Here is a 20152-nt window from a genome sequence, read left to right as displayed (position 1 = left end):
ACTAAACCCCAGGCCGAAAAAAGGGTATCATTCCCAGCGTTTATTTCACTCGTTCAGCAACGGCTGTCTGGCCGGGCGTTATCCCGGCCTGTGTCAAGCCACCCGCTCGCCAAGCGGGCTTTCATATCTTCCGGGACCCTGCCGCTCGCCCCTCGATACCTACAGGAATATCCATGACCCTTCGCACCCTTGCAAGCCTTCTGCTCGTTGCCCTGGTTTTTGGCGGTTACTACGGCTGGAAGACCCTTCAGGCCGAGCAGCTGCAACAGGCCATGGCCCAGCGCCCGGCCCCGGTGCAGACCGTTTCCACGGCAAAGGTGACCCATCTCAGCTGGCGTCAGCAGATCAATGCCACGGGTAATCTGCTGGCACGCCGCTCCGTCGAGCTGGATGCCCAGGAGGGCGGCATTATCACCGATATCTATTTTCAGTCGGGCCAGGAGGTGAAGGCGGGGGATGCGCTGGTGAAGATCGACGATACCCCGGAACAGGCGCAACTCAAGGGTGCCAGGGCGGCGCTGGATCTGGCCCAGGCCAACCTGAAACGCAAGCAGGAGCTACAGCAGCGCAGCATGGTGGCACCCTCGGATATAGATCAAGCCAATGAACAGGTAGAGGCGGCCCAGGCCGAGGTGGACCGCATCCAGGACCTGATCAGGCACAAGCTGCTCAAGGCCCCCTTTGATGGGGTGTTGGGGCTGAAGAAGCTGGAGACCGGGGCCTTTGTCTCCATGGGCGCACCCATCGTTGAGCTGAGTGACAAGCGGAAGATGTTGCTGTACTTTTTTGTGCCGGAACGCTATCTCTCCCTGGTCCAGGTGGGCAAGACCGTCGAGTTCACCCTGGACGCCTTTCCGGGAGAACGCTTCACGGCCAGGATCAGCGCCAAGTCCAACCGACTGACCAAGAACAACCGCGCCCTGGAGGTGGAAGCCCTGGCCGATAACCCGGATGGCAAGCTGCTGCCCGGCATGTTCTGCTCCATTCAGATCCCGGTGAGCAAGCCCGAGTCGGTGCTGGTGGTGCCCAAGCTGGCGATTCTCTATAGCCTCTATGGCGATAGCGTTTTTGTGGTCACAGACCAGGGGGGCAAGACCCAGGTCAGTCAACACCAGGTCAAGCTGGGAATGGTGCGCGATGGCCAGGTGCAGGTACTGCAGGGCCTGAATGCGGGGGATGATGTCGTCATCGCCGGCCAGGGCAAACTAAAGGACGGCATGAGGGTGCAGGTGGACAATAGCGTCATGCCCCAAATCAACAACAACGGCAAAGGCCTCTGACATGGGCTTTACCGATATCTTCATCCGCCGCCCGGTACTGGCCCTGGTGGTCTGTACCCTGATCTTTCTGCTCGGCCTGAACGCGCTTCGCGAGGTTCAGTTGCGCCAGTTCCCGCAGCTGGACAAGAGCACCATCTCCATAGTAACCGCCTATCCGGGGGCCAGCGCCAAGCTGGTGCAGGGCTTTGTCACCACGCCCATCCAGCAGGCGGTGGCTGCCATCGAGGGCCTGGACTACATCTCCGCCAGCAGCAGCCAGGGCATGAGTCAGGTCAGCCTCTATCTGCAACTGGGTGCCGATGGCAATGTCGCCATGACCGAGGTATTGACCAGCATGGCCGGCATCAGGGGCGAGTTGCCCGAATCGGCGCAGAGCCCCTTGGTGACGCGGGAGACCGGCAGCGATACCGGCCTGCTCTATCTGAGTTTTTACAGCGACCTGCTCTCGCCGGAGCAGATCACCGAATACATCAACCGCGAGGTAAAGACCAAGCTACAGTCGCTGAATGGGGTGGCCGAGGCCAAGCTCATGGGGGGCAAGGCCTTTTCCATGCGTATCTGGATCGACCCCCAGCGCCTGGCCAGCGTCGGCCTGGACATACCCCAGCTGGTGGCGGGCCTGAGGGCAAACAATGCCATGTCCTCGGTGGGTTCCAGCGAGGGCGATTATGTGCAAATCAACATCAGTGCCGACACCGATCTGCAGACGGTGGAGGACTTCGAAGATCTGGTCCTATCCCGCACCGATGACCGCTTGATTCGCCTGAGCGATGTTGCCCAGGTTGAGCTGGGGGCGGAGAACCCCTACTCCGAGGTAATCCACAACGGCAAACGGGCCGTGATGCTAAGCATCAGCCCCACGCCGGGGGCCAACCCCCTGGATGTGGCCAAAACGGTGAAGCAGGAATTGCCCGAGATCCAGCGCCTGATGCCCAAGGGGCTGGCGGTGAAGCTGATTTATGACGTCTCCGACTACATCAACGCCTCCATCGATGAGGTCATCAGCACCTTGCTGGAGGCCATCGCCATTGTGATCCTGGTGGTGTTTTTGTTTCTGGGTTCCTTCCGTGCCGTACTGGTACCCCTGGTCACCATCCCCCTATCCATCGTCGGCGTGGTCTTTTTGATGCAACTGCTGGGCTTCTCCATCAACCTGCTCACCCTGCTTGCCCTGGTGTTGGCGGTGGGCCTGGTGGTGGATGACGCCATTGTCATGGTGGAAAACATCAGCCGACATATCGAGGATGGCCAGCCCTCCCTGCAGGCGGCCCTGCTCGGGGCGCGTGAAATGGCCGTTCCCATCATCAGCATGACCCTGACCCTGGCCGCCGTCTATGCCCCCATTGGCTTCATGGGGGGGCTGACCGGGGCCCTGTTCAAGGAGTTTGCCTTTACCCTGGCGGCGGCCGTATTCATCTCCGGCGTGGTCGCCCTGGTACTCTCGCCCATGATGTGCGCCAAGGTACTCACCCCCTCCCAGCAAAGCCCGCTGCAGCGTTTTATCGAGCGCCTGTTCGGCCGCATCCAGGAGGCCTACCGTGGCCAGTTGCACAAGAATCTGGAAAACCGCGCGCCGGTATTGATCATCCTCTTTGCCCTGCTTGCCGCTATCCCCTATCTGTGGACCAGCAGCCAGGCGGAACTGGCCCCCACCGAGGATCAGGGCGTACTCATGTTCAGCGGCGCAGCACCCAAGAGCGCCAGCTTTGCCTTCACCCAGACCTATTCCCAGCAGATCGGCGACAAGGTCGGCTCCATCCCCGAGACCGAAGATTATTTTCTGATCAACGGCATGCCTGGTCCCAATGGGGTATTCGGCTTCCAAATCCTCAAGCCCTGGGAGCAGCGCCAGCGCGGCCAGATGCAGATCCAGCCCGAGCTGCAGGGCAGGTTGGCCCGGGTTGCCGGGCTGCAGATGACAAGCTACCCCATGCCCACCCTGCCCGGTTCCAGCGGCGGCCTGCCGATCCAGTTTGTGTTCAGCGGTAACAAGACCTTTGAGGAACTCTATGCCCTGGGCAATAGCCTGCAGGAAAAGCTGATGGCCTCAGGCCTGTTCGCCTATGCCGATATGGACCTGAAATTCGACAACCCCCTGGCGGCCATCTCCGTGGACCGGGACATGGCCAATGAGCTGGGCCTGAGCATGGAGACCATAGGTCAGACCCTGGCCCTGGGCATGAGCGGCGGCTATGTCGATCGATTTGACCGGGATGAGCGCAGCTACAAGGTCATCCCGCAACTACAGGCCGACTGGCGCAACGACCCCGAGTTGCTCAAGGACCTGCAGATCCGCACCGATCTGGGTGAACTCATCCCCCTGGGCTCGGTGATCGATATCAACACCCGCGCCGGCCCCGAGAGCCTGGCCCAGTTCCAACAACTCAATGCCGCCACCCTGTCCGCCGTCATGCTGCCCGGGGTCAGCATGGGTCAGGCCCTGGCCTATGTGGAGAAACTGGCAGCGGAAGAACTGCCCCAGGGCGTGGGCCATGACTGGAAGGGCGAGAGCCGCGACTACATCAAGGAGGGCGACAGCCTGATGCTGGCCTTTGTCATGGCCCTGGTGGTGATTTTTCTTGTGCTGGCAGCGCAGTTCGATAGCCTGCGCGATCCCTTTATCATACTGCTCACCGTACCCATGGCCATGGCGGCGGCCCTGGTGCCCATCAATCTTGGCTTCAGCACCATCAACATCTACACCCAGATCGGCCTGGTCACCCTGATTGGGTTGATCTCCAAGCAGGGCATTCTGATGGTCGAGTTTGCCAATCAGCTACGCATCAACAAAGGCATGAGTGCCGTTGAGGCGATTATCGAATCCTCCACCCTGCGCCTGCGGCCAATCCTGATGACCGCATCGGCCATCATCATCGCCGTGATCCCCTTGATGCTGGCCAGTGGTGCCGGTGCCGTGGGCCGCCGCGATCTGGGCACCGTGGTGTTTTTCGGCATGCTGTTCGGCACCCTGCTGTGCCTCTATACCGTGCCTGTAATCTATAGCTATATGGCGAAACAGGACTCGAAGTGATGCCTGTAGCAGCATAGAATCAATGCTTGACGCTGCGTACCGATAATGGGGCTATATCTGTCCAGTTTTCATTGATCCAATCCAGGCATTCCTGCCTTGGCCCAACCGGCCCAACCTGCTGCCATCCTGCCGGAATCGGCTGCGCCGAGGGCCAGATCGAATGCTGCTCCTCGTCATTCACCAACACCTTGAATTCATCCCCATCTATTGACCAGTTACTCATGCCACTACCTCTTTAATCTTATTCAAGTCACCTGGAAACCACTCATCCCCGCCCCCGTTTGAGGACCAAAGGCGAGCGGCATCCCCTCATCACATAATACACAATCCCCGGCCTGCACTCCCCTACCCCCCATTGCCAAAAACCCAATGCCTGGTCGCAATCTCAGCTCTCACTAAAGGGGGCCAGAGAGGATTTCGTCAATCCCCCTCAATCCCCCTTTTGCAAAGGGGAGGACACCCCCCCTTTTTACAAAGGGGGGCAGGGGGGGATTTCTTGGGGCAAAAAACCGCTCACCAAGGGCTTAACGGCCTGAGTGGTTGCGCATTTTGTTTGATCAAAAACATCAAGTTAAATAATTTTTCTTGAAATAAGATTAAATATGTCCTATTTTCCCTCTGAGATTCCTCTCTTTTTCAACATCTCTTCGGGAAGCATCATGCACAAGAAAACACGACTCGCCCTGGCCCTGGTTCCCTTCATCACTGCCGGTTGCACCGGCCCCGATCTCAAACCTGAGCCGCCCCTGAAGAAACTCAGCAACGCCGGTGACTCCGGCGGCAGTGCCCTGGCCATCAATCGCAACAGTGACCGCCTGGCCTCGGGCGGCTGGTCGGGCAAGCTGAAGGTATGGAATCTGCCCAAGGGGGAGACGCAAAAGATCTGGCAGGCCCACGCCGAGTCGGTGGCGGGCATAGCCTATGGGCGCGATGATGGCTATCTGGTCAGCGCCGGTTACGAGGGGGATATTGCCGTCTGGCAGCCCGATGGTCAGCCGATCAAGCGCTGGGCCTCCGGCTCGCCGATCACCGCCTTTGTCATGGCCCCAAGCCGCACCGAGGTGGTCACCGGCCACAAGGATGGTTGGGTGCGCCATTGGCGGGTGCGGGACAATGCTCTGCTGGCGGCGCGTCAGATACAGCGGGATGAGATTCGCTCCCTGGGCGTGTCGCCGGATGGCGAGGAGATCGCCGTGGCGGATGAGGATGCCCACCTGAGCCTGTGGCAGCCGCAGAAGAACCTGCTCAAGCACTTTGCCCGCAGCCCCAGCTATTCGCGCTCCCTGGCCTTCTCGCCGGATGGCAAGAATGTCTATGGCTCGGGCTGGTTCAATGTCTATCGCTGGAATCGGGCCGACGGCAAGCTGGATGTGCTACCCACCGACCACCGTGGCATCATCAACAGCATCCACTTCACCCCCAGCGGCGATCTGGCCAGCATCAGCCGCCAGACCGACAGCTCGGTACTGGTACTCGATCCCCAGGATGGCAAGACCCTGGCGGCCTATGAGAAACACGATCTGTGCGGCGGCAAGCTGGCAGTATCGGCGGATGGCTGTTTCCTGGCCACCAACAGCGACGATGCCACAGTACGGGTCTGGGCCCTGCAGAACGGCTGCGCTATGCCGAAGCGGGAACTGATCGGCTCACGATAAACAGCAGGGTAGCGGCAACGACGATGGAGGGGCCGGTTGGAGTGTCCCATTGCAACGAACCGGCCAGCCCCAGCCCCACCGCCAGCAGGGCCATGAGGCTGGCCAGCAGGGCCATCTGCGGCGGGGTACGGCTGAAGCGGCGGGCGCTGGCGGCGGGGATGATCATCAGCGAGGTGATCAGCAACACGCCGATGATCTTCATCGATACCGCGATCACCAGCGCCACCAGCAGCATGAATACGAACCGCACCCGCTCCACCGCCACCCCCTCCACCTGGGCCAGCTCCTCATGCACCGTCAGCGCCAGCAGGGGCCGCCAGATGCGCCAGAGCAGCAGCAGGGCGACAAGCCCACCGCCCCAGATCAACAGCAGATCGGCATAGGTCACGGCAAGGATATCGCCAAACAGATAGGCCATCAGGTCGATGCGCGCATCCTCGATAAAGGCGATGGCCACCAGCCCCAGAGACAGCGAGCCATGGGCAATGATCCCCAGCAGGCTATCCAACCCCACCTGCCAGCGCCGTTGCATCCACAGCAACAGCAGCGCCACCGCCACCGCCACCAGCCCCACCGTCAGGTTCAGATCCAACTCCAGCAGCAGGCCCAGAGCCACCCCGAGCAGGGCGCTGTGGGCCATGGTGTCGCCAAAATAGGCCATCCGCCGCCAGACGATGAAGCTGCCCAGGGGGCCGGCCACCAGGGCCGTACCGGCACCGGCCAGCAGGGCCAGCAGGATAAACTCATCCATGCCCTGCCCCCTCGTCAATCACATTGCCGTGCAGGTCGTGGCGGTGGTTGTGGTGATGGGTATAGACCGCCAGCCCGTGCACGGCGCTGGCACCGAACAGCTCCAGATAGGCCGGATGTTGGCTGATGGCCTCGGGGTGGCCGGAGCAGCACAGGTGGCGATTGATGCAGAGCACCGTATCAGTGGACTCTATCACCAGATGCAGGTCGTGGGAGACCATGAGCACGCCGCAGCTCAGGCGGTCGCGGATGCGGCTGATCAGGGCGTAAAGCTCGGCCTGGCCGGCCACATCCACCCCCTGCACCGGCTCATCCAGCACCAACAGCTGGGGTTGGCGCAGCAGGGCGCGGGCCAGTAGCACCCGCTGCGTCTCGCCGCCGGAAAGCCCCGCCATGGGCTGTTGCAACAGATGGGCAATGCCCAGTTCAGCGGCGGTCTCGGCCAGATGGCGGGCCTGGGTGACGCCCGAGAGCCCCAGAAAACAACGCGCCGACAGGGGCAGGCTCTCATCCAGCTTGAGCCGCTGGGGCATATAGCCGATGCGCAACCCCGGCTTGACCCAGAGCTGGCCCGCGCTGGGGGCCAACAGCCCCAGCACCAGCCGCACCAGGGTAGATTTACCGGCGCCGTTAGGCCCAATCAGGGTAACGATCTCGCCGCTGCGCACCTGCAGTTGAATATCGCGCAACACCTCGCGCTGGCCGAAGCTGGCGCTCAGGCCCTGGGTAGAGATCAAAAGGGAGGCATCGGCGGCCACGGCGCACCTCAGGGGAAAGACCCCTATGGTGCTACAGACTCAGGGCAAAAGGCAACGCTCAGATGAACTGGCCCAGATTCAGTGCCACTTCCAGACTATCGATCACCTAGACAACACGAGATCCTTGCAATTCCACTGCGGGTTAAAGCCTTTAGTTGAGACCCCCGCTATTCCCCAGCCAACAGCCGTAATCCTAAAAAGAGCATTTGGCCACAGAACCACAGAGTACACAGAGAAAAATCAATGTGTTGGAAAGCGAACATTCAACACCTTCTAGGTGAGCCTGGTCTGATATGTAACTCTTTGAAACAACTCTGTGATCTCGGCTCTGGCTCCAGGCTTCGCTCTACCTCCTCCGTCCCTGGAGTCGTCGGCTCTGGCTCCAGGCTTCGCTCTACCTCCTCCGTCGGGCCTACAGGGAGGTAGGTCATGCCAAACCGATGACTGGATCATCGGTGGCCCTGGAGTCGTCTGTGTCTCTGTGGCTTAACTGAGGAATATAGGGTAATGATTGAGCCGTAAAGCAGCACCCATTCGGGAGCACGAGCAGCGTGCCCTCGCGCCTACTCACCCACCTACTCATCCCACTCCAAGATCAGGATGGGTGTCACTCAGGGTTCCCAGTGGGTTTTGCTCGCCTGCAACAGTGCCTCCCAATCATCTGGTGGATGGCCGGAATTGAGCATCTTCTGAAAAATCACGTAAGGATCGGACTTACTGCCTGCAGATCGCAGACTCTCCGTGTCATTGACCCAAGCGAAGATGATGATGCGGGAGGTCGAATCAAATCGAAAGAACAGACGGAAACGCCTGCCGATTTTGCCTCGGCGCCAATGGCGATAAGCTGGGCCCAGGGTCTTGCCCTGACGGAACTCATCACTGGCAGGGTCAGTCGGCACCCGTTCGAGAATCAGCTTGCTCAGGGCATTGAAGAGCTTAACATTGGCATTCTGACTCGCCGCCCCTTCGGGATCTTGCTTCTTGGCACGGGCGGCTGCGGCATCCAAGCGGCACAACTGCTCAATCAGGCAATCGTGAAACAGCAGCTTCCAGCCATGGCGCTCAATCACAGAGCCACATCACCCTGGATTTCTTCATCCCAATCCACCGGTTTGCCCAGGCTGGCCTGCATCGAGTCCAACAGCTCAGCAGGCAGATTACCTATGCCGTTAGCGGTACAAATATCCCGCTCCAGCAGACTCAGGAATTGAGCGATGGCGGGATCGGTATGCTGCACTTCTTCTACTCGACTAACAGTCACCCGCCCCCCACTAAAGTCAAATGCCACCTTGCTGCCCACCTCAACCCCCAAAGCCTGACGAATGGGTTTCGGCAGGGTAATCTGGCCTTTTGAAGTAACTGTGGTCACTTCATGAATGCTGGACATGACAATTTCTCCAAAACTCTGCGGTCATCATCCGGGCTAGGATATTCCTTGGCCCTTTGTGGTACGGCTAAATCAAGGCTTCAGGCAGCCAACCAAAGCATCTGTCAGATTCTCCAGCAACGCAAAGTAGGCCTCCTTGCCGGCGACAAGCTCCGCTCCCAGGGGGTCGAGCACACCCTGACGCAGGCCCAGGTCCTCGGCCAGGCGCTGGGCCAGCTTGGGGGAGAACTGTGGTTCGTTGAAGATGCACTGCATCCCCTGAGCACTGGCCTGTTGACGCAGACGCTGCACGCTGGCCGCGCCCAGCTGGCGCTCGGGGTTCAAAGTCAGCGCCGTTGTCGGCCCCAGGCCATAGTGGCGCTCAAACCAGCCGTAGGCGGCGTGATAGACCAGATAGGGCTTGCCCCTTAGGGGCTCAAGGCGCACGCCCAGATCCTGATCCAGCCGGTTCAGCCGCTCAAGGGTGTCGGCGGCATTGGCTTGGTAGCGAGGGGCATTGGCCGGATCGAGGCGGGCCAGCTCGGTGGCAAGCAGGCCGGTGATGCCCTTGGCCATCTCGGGGGAGAGCCAGATGTGTGGGTCCAGGCCGGTATGCTGTGCATGCTCGTGTTCATGGCCATGATCGTGCCCTGGCTCTGGCTCTGGCTCTGGCTCTGGCTCGGCCTTGGGCATGAACTCCCGGATGGTCGGCTGGCGCAGCAGCTCCAGCTGCCCTGCCCCCTTGCCTGCGGCCTCGATGACTTTGAGCAGAGGCCGCTCCATCTCCCGACCCACCCAGACCAGCAGATCGGCCTGCTCTAGCAGGCGCCGGTCCGAGGGTTTGAGGCTAAAATTGTGCGGCGAGCGATTGGCCTCCAGCAGCAAGGCCGGTTCGCCTATCCCGGCCATGACATTGGCAGCAAGGGAATGCAGGGGTTTGATGCTCACCACCACCTGGGGCGGTGCCGCCAGAGCGATGGTGGCGCTTAGCCAGCACAAGCCGAAGAAAAAGATTTTCATCATCTGGGTCAGTCCCAATTGGCCGCAGCGGCACAGCTACTCTAGGAGCCTGTCGGATTTAGGATGCTCCTACTGTGCCGGTGGGAAGAACGGCCCAAATTTCCCCGATTTTTCGTTGCGTAGGCCAACTATGCGCCTCAAAATCGTGAAAATTTGTTCTCGCTCTCCCACCTTGCTCGCTACGGGCACCTAAACCCGACAGGCTCCTAGCCCGGATGCAGGCGATAGCCGGAATCCGGGGTTGGCATCCCCGGATTCCGCTGCGCTCCATCCGGGCTACAGTTGGCTGGCAGCTGGCCGCTGACGGCTGGCGGCTTTACAACGCCTGCGTGCCCGCTGCGCCCTCGCTGAGCAGGGCGGCGTGGGCGGCGGCCAGGCGGGCGATGGGCACCCTGGGGCCGGAGCAGGAGACGTAGGTCAGACCGATGCGGTGGCAGAACTTGATCGAGGCCGGGTGGCCGCCGTGTTCGCCGCAGATACCCATCTTCATCTCCGGGCGGGCCTGGCGGCCCCAGTTCACCGCCAGCTCCATCAGCTTGCCCACGCCCTTGAGGTCCAGCACCTCGAAGGGGTTGTCCTGCAGTATGCCCTTTTCGTTGTACATGGGCAGGAACTTGTTCTCCGCGTCCTCGCGGGAGAAGGAGAAGGTAGCCTGGGTGAGGTCGTTGGTGCCGAAGGAGAAGAACTCGGCCTCCTCGGCCAGGCTGTCGGCGCGCATACAGGCACGCACCACTTCGAGCATGGAGCCGAACTTGAAGTTGAGGCTGACGCCATAGTGGGCCTCCACCGCCTGGCGGATGGAATCGACAATGTGCTTGACCCGGTTCAGCTCCTGCACGGTACAGACCTGGGGCACCATGATCTCCGGGAATACCTCCACGCCCTCGCGGGCGCATTCGGCGGCGGCCTCCAGCACGGCGCGCACCTGCATGGAGTAGATCTCCGGGAAGGTGATGCCCAGCCGCACGCCGCGATGGCCAAGCATGGGGTTGACCTCGGACAGGGCGCGGACCTTCTTCAGCATGGTCTCCTTCTTCTCGATCGCCTCGTCCACCAGACGCGGATCGGCCATCTTGCTCACCTGCGGGTGGGTGTCTGCGGTGCGGTACATGAAATCCACCGCGTCGGAGAGGATGTTCATGCCGCGCACCGTTTCGCGCAGGTGTTCGAGCTGATCCAGCTCCTCTTCCAGCTGATGCTCGGAGGGGAGAAATTCATGGATCGGCGGGTCCAGCAGACGGATGGTCACCGGCCGACCGGCCATGGCCTTGAGCATGCCCTTGAAGTCCGAGCGCTGGATCGGCAGCAGCTTGTCCAGGGCCACCTGGCGGGCACCGGCCTCCTCGGCGAGGATCATCTCCACCACCACGGGCAGGCGATCCACGGCGTTGAACATGCGCTCGGTACGGCACAGGCCTATGCCCTGGGCACCGAACTTGACCGCCTTTTCGGCGTCGTCCGGGGTATCGGCATTGGCCATGACCTTGAGGCGGGCCTCTTCGTCGGCCCAGCTGAGCAGGGTATCCAGTTCGTTGGAGAATTCGGCCTCTTTCATCGCCACCTTGCCGATATAGACATCGCCGCTGGTGCCGTCGATGGTGATCAGGTCACCCTCGCTGATGGTGGACTCGCCGATGAAGGCCTTGCGCATCTGCACATCCACCTGGATGCCCTCGGCCCCGGCGACGCAGGGCTTGCCCATGCCACGGGCCACCACGGCGGCGTGGGAGGTCTTGCCGCCACGGGAGGTGAGTATGCCCTGGGAGGCAAAAAAGCCATGGATGTCTTCCGGTTTGGTCTCTTCGCGCACCAGGATGACCTTCTCGCCGCCATGGCCGAGCAGCTCGGCGCGGTCGGCATCGAATACCGCCACGCCCACAGCCGCACCGGGGGATGCGGGCAGGCCACGGGCCACGGGCACGGACTTGTCGCTGGGGTCGAGACGGGGGAAGAGCATTTGCTCGAGCATTTCCGGCTGGATACGCAGCAGCGCCTGGCGGCGGTCGATCAGACCCTCGCGCACCATTTCCACCGAGGTACGCACCAGGGCGGCGGCATTCATCTTGCCGTTGCGTGTCTGCAGGCAGTAAAGCTGACCCTTTTCTATTGTGAATTCAAAGTCCTGCACTTCCTTGTAATGGGATTCGAGCTTGTTGCGCAGCTCCACCAGCTGGCGGTAGAGGTCGGGCATTTCGTCGTGCAGGGCATCGATGGGCTTGGGGGTGCGGATGCCGGCGACCACGTCCTCGCCCTGGGCGTTGGTCAGGTATTCGCCGAACATCCGGTTCTCGCCGGTATCGGGATAGCGGGTGAAGCCGACGCCGGTGGCGGAATCATCGCCCAGGTTGCCGAACACCATGGTGACCACGTTGACCGCGGTGCCGTTGGCCATCTCCGGGGTGATCTTGAACTCACGCCGGTAGTCCACCGCGCGCTTGCCCATCCAGGAGTTGAACACGGCCTTGACCGAGATCTCCAGCTGCTCGTAGGGGTCGCTGGGGAAGGGCTTGCCGGTCTCGCGCTCGACCACGTCGAGGAAGCGGTCGGCGATCTCTTTCAGATCCCGCGCCGACAGGCCCACGTCCTGCTTCACCCCGGCGCGCTTTTTCACCTCGTCGAACTCCTTGTCGAAGGCCTCGTCCGACACGCCCAGGGCGACCTTACCGAACAGCTGGATGAAGCGGCGGTAGGCGTCAAAGCCAAAGCGTTCGTTGCCGGTCTGTTTGATCAGGCCGCGCAAGGTATCCTCGTTCAGACCCAGATTGAGGATGGTATCCATCATGCCGGGCATGGACATGGCCGAGCCAGAGCGCACCGATACCAGCAGGGGGTTATCGACGCCGCCAAACTGCTTGCCGGTCTTCTCCTCCAGCTCCTGCATGTTGGCGCGAATCTGCTCCAGGGCGCCACCGGGCAGCTGGTGGTCGGCGTCGGCCAGGTAGGTCAGGCAGGCCTCGGTGGTGATGACAAAGCCCGGCGGCACATTCAGGCCGATCTGGGTCATCTCGCACAGGTTGGCCCCCTTGCCGCCCAGCAGTTGCTTGTTCTTGCCATCACCCTGTTCGAAGGAAAATACGTAGCTTTTGATTGACATGAGATATCCCTTGATTGCTATGAAAATGACACTGAGCGCAGTAGAAAACGGCCCAAAGAATGAGAAAGTATGCGGCAAACGCCCGGTGATGGCATCCGAAAAATCATGACGATTTTCTTACGCCTACCAAAATAGCCAGGTATCTCAGCCATTGGCTTGGGTGGCTGCTCGGCCTGGGGTGGGCGGTCGGCTCTGCCGGACGACCTGAAAGGGCGTCGCTGATCCTGTTACCAGTAGCCCTGCCCCGTCGCGCAGCAAGCTGCCCTCCCACAAGGAACCCGGAAAGTGAAGCCAACGGGAGCAAGGGCAGCCTTGCCCGCACCGGGCAGGGGCCGACCCCAGCCCGGATGCATCGACCCTCTGTCCTCTGTCCTCTGTCCTCTGTCCTCTGTCCCCTGTCTTCTGTCCTCTGTCTTCTGTCCCCTGATTCACTCCGCCTTTTTCACGGCATCGGGGAAGCGGGCCTGGTAGGCCATGAGGATCTCGTTGGTCAGTTCCGCCTCTTCCCGTACCTCGAACACCACCATGTCGTTGCTCAGCAGGAGTATGTCAAAGCCCATGCCGAAGGCCACTTCCCGGGCCACGGGCTTGATTGCATCGCGGATCTCGCTGATCAGCTGGATGCGGTAGGCATTGAGGGCGGCATCGGCCTCGACCTGGCCCTGGCGGAACTTCACCGCCGTGGCCTGCTCCAGGGCCGCCGCCTTATTCGGCAGGTCCTTGTCCTTGGTCAGCTTCTTGCCTTCCTTCTCCAACTGGTCTTGCAGCCGTTTGCGAAAGTCATCCAGGTCCTTGCTCAGCCGCTCCTTCTTCGCCAGGATCTTCTTCTGCATGTCCTGCATCATGCCGGTCTGCTCGGCCACCTGGTCGATATCGAACACCGCCACCCGTGAGACCCCTGCGGCATTCGCCGTAGTGGCCAGCCTGGGTGCCGGGGCCGCTTGCTGGGCCGGCGTGGCGGCCATGGGCTCGCCCTGATCACAGCCGACCAGCACCAAGGCCACCAGGGCGACCACGTGGGTTTGGGAAATCTTCATGCAAACTCCTTAAAATACTGAATGAAATCAAATAAGAATAGTTTAGATACGAGCCCATGCAATACCTGCCCGCCGATTGCCCTGGCTTGCCATGCAGGCCCCAGCATCTACAATTGGTGGCCCAATCACGAGGAACAAGACCATGAACAAGACCCCGCTTCTGCTTGTCGGCACCCTGCTCGTCGGCCTCGGCCTGCCTGCCCAGGCGATGAAATGCATGCCGCTCTATGGCAACTGGTGCGGCCCTGGGCATCCGCCCAGCGGCACCCTGCCCGCGCCGGTGGATGAGTTTGATGCCGCCTGTATGCAGCATGATATCTGCACCAGCATGGGGCCGGATACCCCCTGTGATGTGCATTTTGTCAACCAGCTGCACGCCCTGGGGGCCAAGTATGGGTATTTACCGCGTCCCCTGCAATGGGCCGAGTATGTGATTCGCATCAAGGCCGGTGGCAACCCCTTCAGCGCCATGCCCACCCCGACCCCCTGGGATGCCATGGGGGCCATGGGCAGCCTGGCCACCCCTTGCTGGTAGGATGTCGAAGAAAAGGCGGGCCGGCCCTGGCTACATGAGTTCGCGCGGGATGATCAGGGTCTGCCCCACCCGGAGCTGATCGCCCGGGAGGGCGTTGTAGCTGCGGATCAGGTCCATGCTGACGTTGTATTGCTCGGCGATGGCCGAGAGGGTATCGCCCTGGCTGACCTCATGCCGCCCACCCTCGCGCTTGGCGCGCAGGGCCAGCTTGGTGCCGATCGGCGGGCTGTTGTAGAAATAGCTGCGGATGCCCTGGCCTATGGTGCGTGCCAGCTTGGCCTGGTGGGCCGAGTTGCGCAGCTTGCGCTCCTCCTCGGGGTTGGAGATAAAGGCCGTCTCGATCAGCAGCGAGGGGATGTCCGGGGCCTTGAGTACGGCAAAACCGGCCCGCTGCACCGCCTTGCCGTGGACCTTGCCGAATCGGCTCAGCTTGCCAAACACCTTATTGGCCACCTCGTTGCCCGCCTGCAGGGTGGCGCTCTGGGACAGGTCCAACAGCACCGAGGCGAGCATGTCGTCCTTGTCGTCCAGGGTCACGCCGCCCACCAGGTCGGCGGCGTTTTCCCGATCCGCCAGCCAACGAGCCGCCTCGCTTGAGGCCCCGCCACGGGACAGGGTAAATACCGAGGAACCGCGCACCCGGCGGTCCTTGAAGGCATCGGCATGGATCGAGACGAACAGGTCGGCACCCTGCTTGCGGGCGATCAGGATGCGATCCCGCAGGCGAATGAATTCGTCCTTGTCCCGCACCAGCACGGCACGCATCCCCTCCTCCCGATCGATCTCCACCGCCAGCTTGCGCGCCACCGCCAGGGTCACATCCTTTTCCTTGGTGCCCCTGGGGCCTATGGCACCTGGGTCCTTGCCGCCGTGGCCGGCGTCGATGGCGATAATGATGTCACGCCCCTGCTGCAGCCGTCGTTGCGCCTGCAGCGGTACTGGGGCATGGGCCTGTAGCGCTACCGGCTGCTGACGTACAGCAGGTGCCGCAGGGGCTGCTGCGGCCTTTTCGCCTAACTCAATGAAAATACGCTGGGCACCATCGGCGGCCGACTCCACCCGGCTGCTGGGGCGGGTTCGCTGTTTCAGGTCAAACACGATGCGCAGATCCTGGCCGTTACGGATGCCGGTGCGCACCTTGCGTACATGGGGGTCGTTGCTGGCGGGATGGGGGATATCCCAGGCCAGCCTGGCGTTTTTCAGGTCCAGCACCAGCCGGTCCGGGTTATCCAGCATGAACATCCGGTGCTGGACTGCGGCCGTGGTCTCAACCAGTACTCGGGTTTGCTCTGCACCTATCTGATAATCCAGACCTTTTACCGTGACCTGTGCAGCCACGGCAGTGTGCAGAATCAGCAATAAAAGGGCAAATAATTGACGCATCTCTCAACAACCTTGTGCGAAGCTGCTGAAAATATAGCATGCCAGATTTAATTGTCTAGCATTTTCTTTGAGTTAAAGTAGTTACTTCATCCAGATAATTTAAAGCAACTTCTCACTCATAAGGGCAGCCTGCACCTGCTCTGCAATTTGCCTGCCAACAGCGCTCTCTCCCAGCAGCCCCAGGGCGCGGGCCTGCTTGCGGTGGTCGATACGGATACGCACATCCGCTGCGGGCAACACACCGGCCCCGCGCTCGGGCCATTCCACCAGCAGCACCCCGCTGCCATCGCAGAGGTCCTCCAGGCCCAGGTATTCCAGCTCCTCGGCATGGCCCAGCCGGTACAGGTCCAGGTGATGCAGGGCAAAATCCCCCGGCCGGTAGGTCTCCACCAGGGTATAGCTGGGGCTGACCACGGCACCCTGATGCCCCAGGCCGCGCAGGATGCCGCGCGCCAGGGTGGTCTTGCCCGCGCCCAGATCACCCTCCAGGTAGATCATCAGCGGCGGGGCCAGATAGGCGGCCAGGCACTGGCCAAAGGCCTCCTGGGCCTCGGCACCCTGCAGGATCAGGTCTGTGTGGAGCCGGATGGAGGATGGCTCGGAGATGCTCATTCGGCCTCCCGCAGCAGGCCGGGCAGCTCATCGAGCAGGTCGCTGGCCAGCAGGGAGCGCTGGCTCAGGCGCCGGGCGGCGCGATCCGCCGCCTCCGCATGCAGCACCATGCCCAGCTCGGCGGCCCACGCCCAATCCAGGCCCGGTTCCAGCCCCAGCCCCAGCCCCGGAGCCTGGGCCATGAGCCCGGCGATGATGCCGCTGAGCAGATCACCCATGCCGCCGCTGGCCATGCCCGCATTGCCGGCCGAACAGAGCCCCGGCGCCTTGTCGCCATCACTGCACACCAGGCTGCCGGCACCCTTGAGCAGGACCACCGGGGCGTACCTCTGGCGCAACTGCTCGCAGGCGGCAAAGCGGTCGGCCTGTATCTGGGCGCTGCCGAGGCCCAGCAGCCGGGCCGCCTCGCCGGGATGGGGGGTGATGACCGTGCGCACCAGCCGCTGTGGCTTCTGCGCCAGCAGGTTCAGGCCATCGGCATCCAGCAGCCGGGGCCGCTCCACCGCCATGGCCTGCTCAAACAACCGCCGCGCCCAGTCCGATTGGCCCAGACCTGGGCCAACCAGCAGCACATCGGCTGCCTGCAGCAGGGGCCGCAGGGCCTCGGCACCGTCCAGGCCATGGCACATCAGCTCAGGGCGTTGTTGGCCGATGCAGGCGGCATGGGCCGGATGGGTGGCCAGAGAGACCAGCCCGGCACCGCTGCGCAAGGCCCCCTCTCCAGCCAGGCGAGCGGCACCGGCAAAGCCCGGCGCGCCGCCGATGATCAGCACATGGCCGCAATCCCCCTTGTGCGCCGTGGCTCGGCGTCGGGGCAGCTGGCCGATCTGGCGTGCCCAGTCCAGACGCCGGGCCGAGGGCAGCTCGCTGGCATAGACTCGGGCCGGTACCTGCAGCCCACTGAAATGCAGCTGACCGACATGATCCGCCGCTATGCCGGTGAACAGCCCCGGTTTGAGGCCGATGAAGCTGAGACTGTGGCTGGCCTGCACCGCCGCGCCGAGCACGGCGCCGCTATCGGCATGCAGGCCGGAGGGGATGTCTATGGCCAGCACCGGTGCCGGATGCCGGTTGATGGCCTCGATAGCCGCTCGCCAGGGGCCGCTGACCTCCCGGTCCAGGCCGATGCCGAACAGGCCATCGACGATCAGATCGGCGGGGGGCAGATCCCCGCTCAGGCCCTGGCGGATGGACACCCCCAGCGCCCGCGCTCGCTGCAGATGGTGCAGGGCATGGCCCTGGATACGCTGGCTATCGCCCAGCTGGATGATCTCCACCGCCAGGCCGACCGCCTGGGCCAGAGCGGCGACCACATAGCCATCGCCAGCGTTGTTGCCCAGGCCGCAGAGCAGCAGCCAGCGGCGGCTGTCGGGATAGAGTGAGCGGGCCAGATCAAACAGGGCCTGACCAGCCCGCGCCATCAGCTCGGCGGCCGAAATGCCCTCGATCTCCAGGGCATAGGCATCCATCCGCCGCACCTGCTCGGCGCGGTACAGGGCATAGGGCAGCCCCGGCTTGTCACTCAGGCGACGCATGGGGGTTTATCCTGTGAGGTGCGAGTCGGCTGTAGCCCGGATGGAGCGCAGCGCTGTCCTGAGCGGTGTCCTGAGCGGTGTCCTGAGCGGTGTCCTGAGCCTGCCGAAGGGCCTGCCGAAGGGCCTGCCGAAGGGCCTGTCGAAGGGCGGAATCCGGGATCGCTACGGGGTTGGCGCTTGCCCGCCCCATGGCCCTTAGTTCGTCCGCCGCTTCAGGCTGTCAATGGATACTGTGCGTACCGCCTGCACGTCATCGCTGAAGTAGGGCCGCTCGCTGGACAGGCCGGCGGCATCGCCCAGCTCCTTCTCCCGCGCCGCGATCAGGGCAAAGCACTGGCGCACGTCCTCGATGGTGGCGTCACTCAGGGGGTGCTTCATCTCCCGATGGGGTGGCGTGGTGTCCTTCACCACGGAGGCAAGCACCTGGCGCATCACCGCCAGTATCTGGCGCTCCTTGGCCTGGATGGACGGGGCAGATGGGGCTGCGGAATGGGTGGATGTGGACATAAAAACCCCCGAATACATAGGTAATGAATGATGAAATGCGGCCAGCCGTCTAGGCCAACCTGCTCTTGGGCGTAAATAGGGCAGCCCGTGGCCGCCGGACCCTCGGCAGGGCCAAGCCCATGCCCTGTGGCCAGTCGGCGGGCGCGGCCCGCCCTTCTATGCGCTACGGCACGCCAAAGCCAGGGATGCAGGGGTAATCAGAACACCCCATGGCAAGGGCCAAGCATACCCCAAGCCCCAGGCAAAATAACCTGTCTCGGCATGGGGGTCTCGGTATCAAGGATGCTCGGATTTGCTGGGAACTTCGATCTGAACAGCAGGTGGTCGCGGTTAAGCCGATTTTTTCACTCCACCAAGCCAATTGGTCACTTGCAAGCCCGGTACACGGGAGAACTCACCCACATTGGCCGTGACAAAGATGCACTTCGTCGCCAAGGCATGGGCAGCGATCAACATATCATTTGGCCCAATCGGCTGGCCGACTTGTTCAAGCGCCCGGCGCAGTTCTGCGTAAGCGCGATCTGCAGGGGCGTCAAACGGTAGCACCTCTATTGCCGACAGAATGGCTTCCACCTGATCTGTCAGGCGCGACGCATTGCGTTTGGCCGCGCCAAAACGCAACTCGGCAGCGACGATGATTGATGTGCAAATCAAATCCTCACCCACGGCAGCAACCTGCCTGGCCACCACACCCTGCGGATGCCGAACCAGATCCGAGATGATGTTCGTGTCCAGCAAGTAACATGGCGGATTCACAGCTTGATATCGTCCAGCCCCGGCATGCCTTCATCGATATCCGGAAGCTCCTCCTCAATGGACGACAGTGTGGCCAGTGTGGCCAGCAAGCCCATTTTGCGCACAGGCTCAATCACCAAGCGATCATCCTCGCGGCGCATAATGACCTCTTGCACATCCAACTCAAATTCCCGGGGAATGCGAACCGCCTGATTTCGCCCATTGCGAAACAGCCTGACATGGCGTTCTGTATGCATGAAAACCTCCGCTAAGCCTGGCACATGCCAAAGCCTAGGCCTCAGTCCGCTCAGTGTCAAAATGCAGTTGGCGCCACTCCATGCGGTAGTCGTCCATGACAAAGCCGTCGCCTATGTCCTGCACTAGCTCTCCTACCGTCTCGAAGCCCCAGCGCCGGTAGGCGCGGATGGCCTGCTGGTTGTGCCGGTTGACCGTCAGCCAGACCCGATCCAGCCTCAGCTCCAAGGCCTGCTGCCAGACAAATCGAGCAGCCCCATAGCCCAACCCCCGACCCTGCCGCTGTGCTTGCAGATAGATCTTGCTCAAAAACAGCCCGCCCTCACGCGGCGCATAAGCCAGGTAACCTGCTGGCTGGTCCTGCCACAGGATCAGATGATAGGCATAGCCCTGCTGGCCGATCTGCTCGGCGATGGCGCTGGGGGACTGGAAGCGGCGCAGCATGTAGTCGATCTGCGCCGGATCGACGATATCCCGGTAATGCCGGGTCCAGATCTCGCTGGCCAGCCGCGCCGCCTGGGCGATCTGTTCGGGGTCTTGCACGCGGGGGAAGGCGATGGACATGGTTTTCCTGGACATGGGGTGCCGGGACTCGACAC

Annotated in this window: 19 protein-coding genes; 4 read left to right on the top strand and 15 right to left on the bottom strand. The window is 62.1% G+C overall.

What is annotated here, in order from left to right; all coding sequences use genetic code 11:
* Nucleotides 1–173: 173 nt before the first annotated feature.
* The gene (locus D5125_15535) at nucleotides 174–1280 is read left to right on the top strand and encodes an efflux RND transporter periplasmic adaptor subunit (protein ID QFY90758.1); all 1107 of its coding nucleotides are present in this window, start codon (nucleotides 174–176) and stop codon (nucleotides 1278–1280) included.
* A 1-nt stretch (nucleotide 1281) separates the two neighbouring features.
* Complete coding sequence (locus tag D5125_15530) at nucleotides 1282–4311, top strand: efflux RND transporter permease subunit (GenBank protein QFY90757.1); 3030 nt, start codon at nucleotides 1282–1284, stop codon at nucleotides 4309–4311.
* A 19-nt stretch (nucleotides 4312–4330) separates the two neighbouring features.
* Here the strand turns inward: D5125_15530 and D5125_15525 are convergent, their stop codons facing one another.
* The gene (locus D5125_15525) at nucleotides 4331–4534 is read right to left on the bottom strand and encodes an MbtH family protein (protein ID QFY90756.1); all 204 of its coding nucleotides are present in this window, start codon (nucleotides 4532–4534) and stop codon (nucleotides 4331–4333) included.
* 436 nt (nucleotides 4535–4970) lie between these two features.
* Between D5125_15525 and D5125_15520 the strand changes: the two genes are divergently transcribed.
* Nucleotides 4971–5966, top strand: coding sequence for a hypothetical protein (locus D5125_15520; GenBank protein QFY90755.2), 996 nt, complete (start codon nucleotides 4971–4973; stop codon nucleotides 5964–5966).
* On the opposite strand, the gene znuB is transcribed toward D5125_15520, so the two are convergent.
* The 7 genes from znuB to D5125_15480 all read right to left on the bottom strand — a co-directional run bounded on the left by znuB (nucleotide 5932) and on the right by D5125_15480 (nucleotide 13991).
* A complete protein-coding gene (gene znuB, locus D5125_15515) occupies nucleotides 5932–6717 on the bottom strand; it encodes a zinc ABC transporter permease subunit ZnuB (protein ID QFY90754.1) in 786 nt (261 codons plus the stop codon). The genes D5125_15520 and znuB overlap by 35 nt on opposite strands.
* Entirely contained in the window at nucleotides 6710–7453 is a 744-nt protein-coding gene (gene znuC / locus D5125_15510; GenBank protein ID QFY91192.1) for a zinc ABC transporter ATP-binding protein ZnuC, read from the bottom strand. The genes znuB and znuC overlap by 8 nt, the downstream gene beginning before the upstream one ends.
* Before the next feature lie 632 nt (nucleotides 7454–8085).
* On the bottom strand, nucleotides 8086–8541 hold the full coding sequence (locus D5125_15505) for a type II toxin-antitoxin system YhaV family toxin (protein QFY91191.1): 456 nt from the start codon (nucleotides 8539–8541) through the stop codon (nucleotides 8086–8088).
* On the bottom strand, nucleotides 8541–8861 hold the full coding sequence (locus D5125_15500) for a type II toxin-antitoxin system PrlF family antitoxin (protein ID QFY90753.1): 321 nt from the start codon (nucleotides 8859–8861) through the stop codon (nucleotides 8541–8543). The genes D5125_15505 and D5125_15500 overlap by 1 nt, the downstream gene beginning before the upstream one ends.
* A 72-nt stretch (nucleotides 8862–8933) precedes the next feature.
* On the bottom strand, nucleotides 8934–9863 hold the full coding sequence (locus tag D5125_15495) for a zinc ABC transporter substrate-binding protein (GenBank protein QFY90752.1): 930 nt from the start codon (nucleotides 9861–9863) through the stop codon (nucleotides 8934–8936).
* A 313-nt stretch (nucleotides 9864–10176) separates the two neighbouring features.
* Nucleotides 10177–12954 (bottom strand): pyruvate, phosphate dikinase, encoded by a 2778-nt coding sequence (locus tag D5125_15490; protein ID QFY90751.1) that lies wholly within the window; start codon nucleotides 12952–12954, stop codon nucleotides 10177–10179.
* 428 nt (nucleotides 12955–13382) lie between these two features.
* Nucleotides 13383–13991 (bottom strand): OmpH family outer membrane protein, encoded by a 609-nt coding sequence (locus tag D5125_15480; GenBank protein ID QFY90749.1) that lies wholly within the window; start codon nucleotides 13989–13991, stop codon nucleotides 13383–13385.
* A 142-nt stretch (nucleotides 13992–14133) separates the two neighbouring features.
* On the opposite strand from D5125_15480, the gene D5125_15475 reads away from it, so the two are divergent.
* Nucleotides 14134–14526, top strand: coding sequence for a hypothetical protein (locus tag D5125_15475; GenBank protein QFY90748.1), 393 nt, complete (start codon nucleotides 14134–14136; stop codon nucleotides 14524–14526).
* Nucleotides 14527–14556: 30 nt separating this feature from the next.
* On the opposite strand, the gene D5125_15470 is transcribed toward D5125_15475, so the two are convergent.
* From D5125_15470 to D5125_15435, 7 genes are all read right to left on the bottom strand, one after another.
* The gene (locus D5125_15470; protein QFY90747.1) at nucleotides 14557–15909 is read right to left on the bottom strand and encodes an N-acetylmuramoyl-L-alanine amidase; all 1353 of its coding nucleotides are present in this window, start codon (nucleotides 15907–15909) and stop codon (nucleotides 14557–14559) included.
* A gap of 99 nt (nucleotides 15910–16008) precedes the next feature.
* Nucleotides 16009–16521, bottom strand: a complete 513-nt coding sequence (tsaE, locus tag D5125_15465) for a tRNA (adenosine(37)-N6)-threonylcarbamoyltransferase complex ATPase subunit type 1 TsaE (GenBank protein ID QFY90746.1) — start codon at nucleotides 16519–16521, stop codon at nucleotides 16009–16011.
* Nucleotides 16518–18056 carry an NAD(P)H-hydrate dehydratase gene (locus D5125_15460; GenBank protein QFY90745.1) on the bottom strand — a complete coding sequence of 513 codons (1539 nt, stop codon included), beginning with the start codon at nucleotides 18054–18056 and terminating at the stop codon, nucleotides 16518–16520. Before D5125_15460 ends, tsaE begins: the two co-directional genes overlap by 4 nt.
* 195 nt (nucleotides 18057–18251) lie before the next feature.
* A complete protein-coding gene (locus D5125_15450; protein QFY91190.1) occupies nucleotides 18252–18563 on the bottom strand; it encodes a segregation and condensation protein A in 312 nt (103 codons plus the stop codon).
* A 330-nt stretch (nucleotides 18564–18893) separates the two neighbouring features.
* Entirely contained in the window at nucleotides 18894–19319 is a 426-nt protein-coding gene (locus D5125_15445; GenBank protein ID QFY90743.1) for a type II toxin-antitoxin system VapC family toxin, read from the bottom strand.
* Nucleotides 19316–19555, bottom strand: a complete 240-nt coding sequence (locus D5125_15440) for an AbrB/MazE/SpoVT family DNA-binding domain-containing protein (GenBank protein ID QFY90742.1) — start codon at nucleotides 19553–19555, stop codon at nucleotides 19316–19318. Before D5125_15440 ends, D5125_15445 begins: the two co-directional genes overlap by 4 nt.
* Before the next feature lie 34 nt (nucleotides 19556–19589).
* The gene (locus D5125_15435) at nucleotides 19590–20117 is read right to left on the bottom strand and encodes a GNAT family N-acetyltransferase (GenBank protein ID QFY90741.1); all 528 of its coding nucleotides are present in this window, start codon (nucleotides 20115–20117) and stop codon (nucleotides 19590–19592) included.
* Between the last annotated feature and the right edge of the window lie 35 nt (nucleotides 20118–20152).

It is taken from the genome of gamma proteobacterium SS-5, assembly GCA_009497875.2.
In the GTDB taxonomy this organism is placed as follows: domain Bacteria; phylum Pseudomonadota; class Gammaproteobacteria; order Chromatiales; family Chromatiaceae; genus Magnetovirga; species Magnetovirga frankeli.
Note: the sequence above shows the minus strand (reverse complement) of the source record. Positions and strands in the feature narration are given on the sequence as shown.

Excerpts from the sequence above, each read along its gene's own strand:
- D5125_15450 (QFY91190.1), bottom strand. The coding sequence starts at position 18,563 with ATGTCCACATCCACCCATTCCGCAGCCCCATCTGCCCCGTCCATCCAG.
- tsaE (QFY90746.1), bottom strand. The coding sequence starts at position 16,521 with ATGAGCATCTCCGAGCCATCCTCCATCCGGCTCCACACAGACCTGATC.
- D5125_15435 (QFY90741.1), bottom strand. The coding sequence starts at position 20,117 with ATGTCCATCGCCTTCCCCCGCGTGCAAGACCCCGAACAGATCGCCCAG.
- D5125_15475 (QFY90748.1), top strand. The coding sequence starts at position 14,134 with ATGAACAAGACCCCGCTTCTGCTTGTCGGCACCCTGCTCGTCGGCCTC.
- znuB (QFY90754.1), bottom strand. The coding sequence starts at position 6,717 with ATGGATGAGTTTATCCTGCTGGCCCTGCTGGCCGGTGCCGGTACGGCC.
- D5125_15440 (QFY90742.1), bottom strand. The coding sequence starts at position 19,555 with ATGCATACAGAACGCCATGTCAGGCTGTTTCGCAATGGGCGAAATCAG.
- D5125_15470 (QFY90747.1), bottom strand. The coding sequence starts at position 15,909 with ATGCGTCAATTATTTGCCCTTTTATTGCTGATTCTGCACACTGCCGTG.
- D5125_15460 (QFY90745.1), bottom strand. The coding sequence starts at position 18,056 with ATGCGTCGCCTGAGTGACAAGCCGGGGCTGCCCTATGCCCTGTACCGC.
- D5125_15490 (QFY90751.1), bottom strand. The coding sequence starts at position 12,954 with ATGTCAATCAAAAGCTACGTATTTTCCTTCGAACAGGGTGATGGCAAG.
- D5125_15530 (QFY90757.1), top strand. The coding sequence starts at position 1,282 with ATGGGCTTTACCGATATCTTCATCCGCCGCCCGGTACTGGCCCTGGTG.
- D5125_15500 (QFY90753.1), bottom strand. The coding sequence starts at position 8,861 with ATGTCCAGCATTCATGAAGTGACCACAGTTACTTCAAAAGGCCAGATT.
- D5125_15525 (QFY90756.1), bottom strand. The coding sequence starts at position 4,534 with ATGAGTAACTGGTCAATAGATGGGGATGAATTCAAGGTGTTGGTGAAT.
- D5125_15535 (QFY90758.1), top strand. The coding sequence starts at position 174 with ATGACCCTTCGCACCCTTGCAAGCCTTCTGCTCGTTGCCCTGGTTTTT.
- D5125_15520 (QFY90755.2), top strand. The coding sequence starts at position 4,971 with ATGCACAAGAAAACACGACTCGCCCTGGCCCTGGTTCCCTTCATCACT.
- D5125_15480 (QFY90749.1), bottom strand. The coding sequence starts at position 13,991 with ATGAAGATTTCCCAAACCCACGTGGTCGCCCTGGTGGCCTTGGTGCTG.
- D5125_15495 (QFY90752.1), bottom strand. The coding sequence starts at position 9,863 with ATGATGAAAATCTTTTTCTTCGGCTTGTGCTGGCTAAGCGCCACCATC.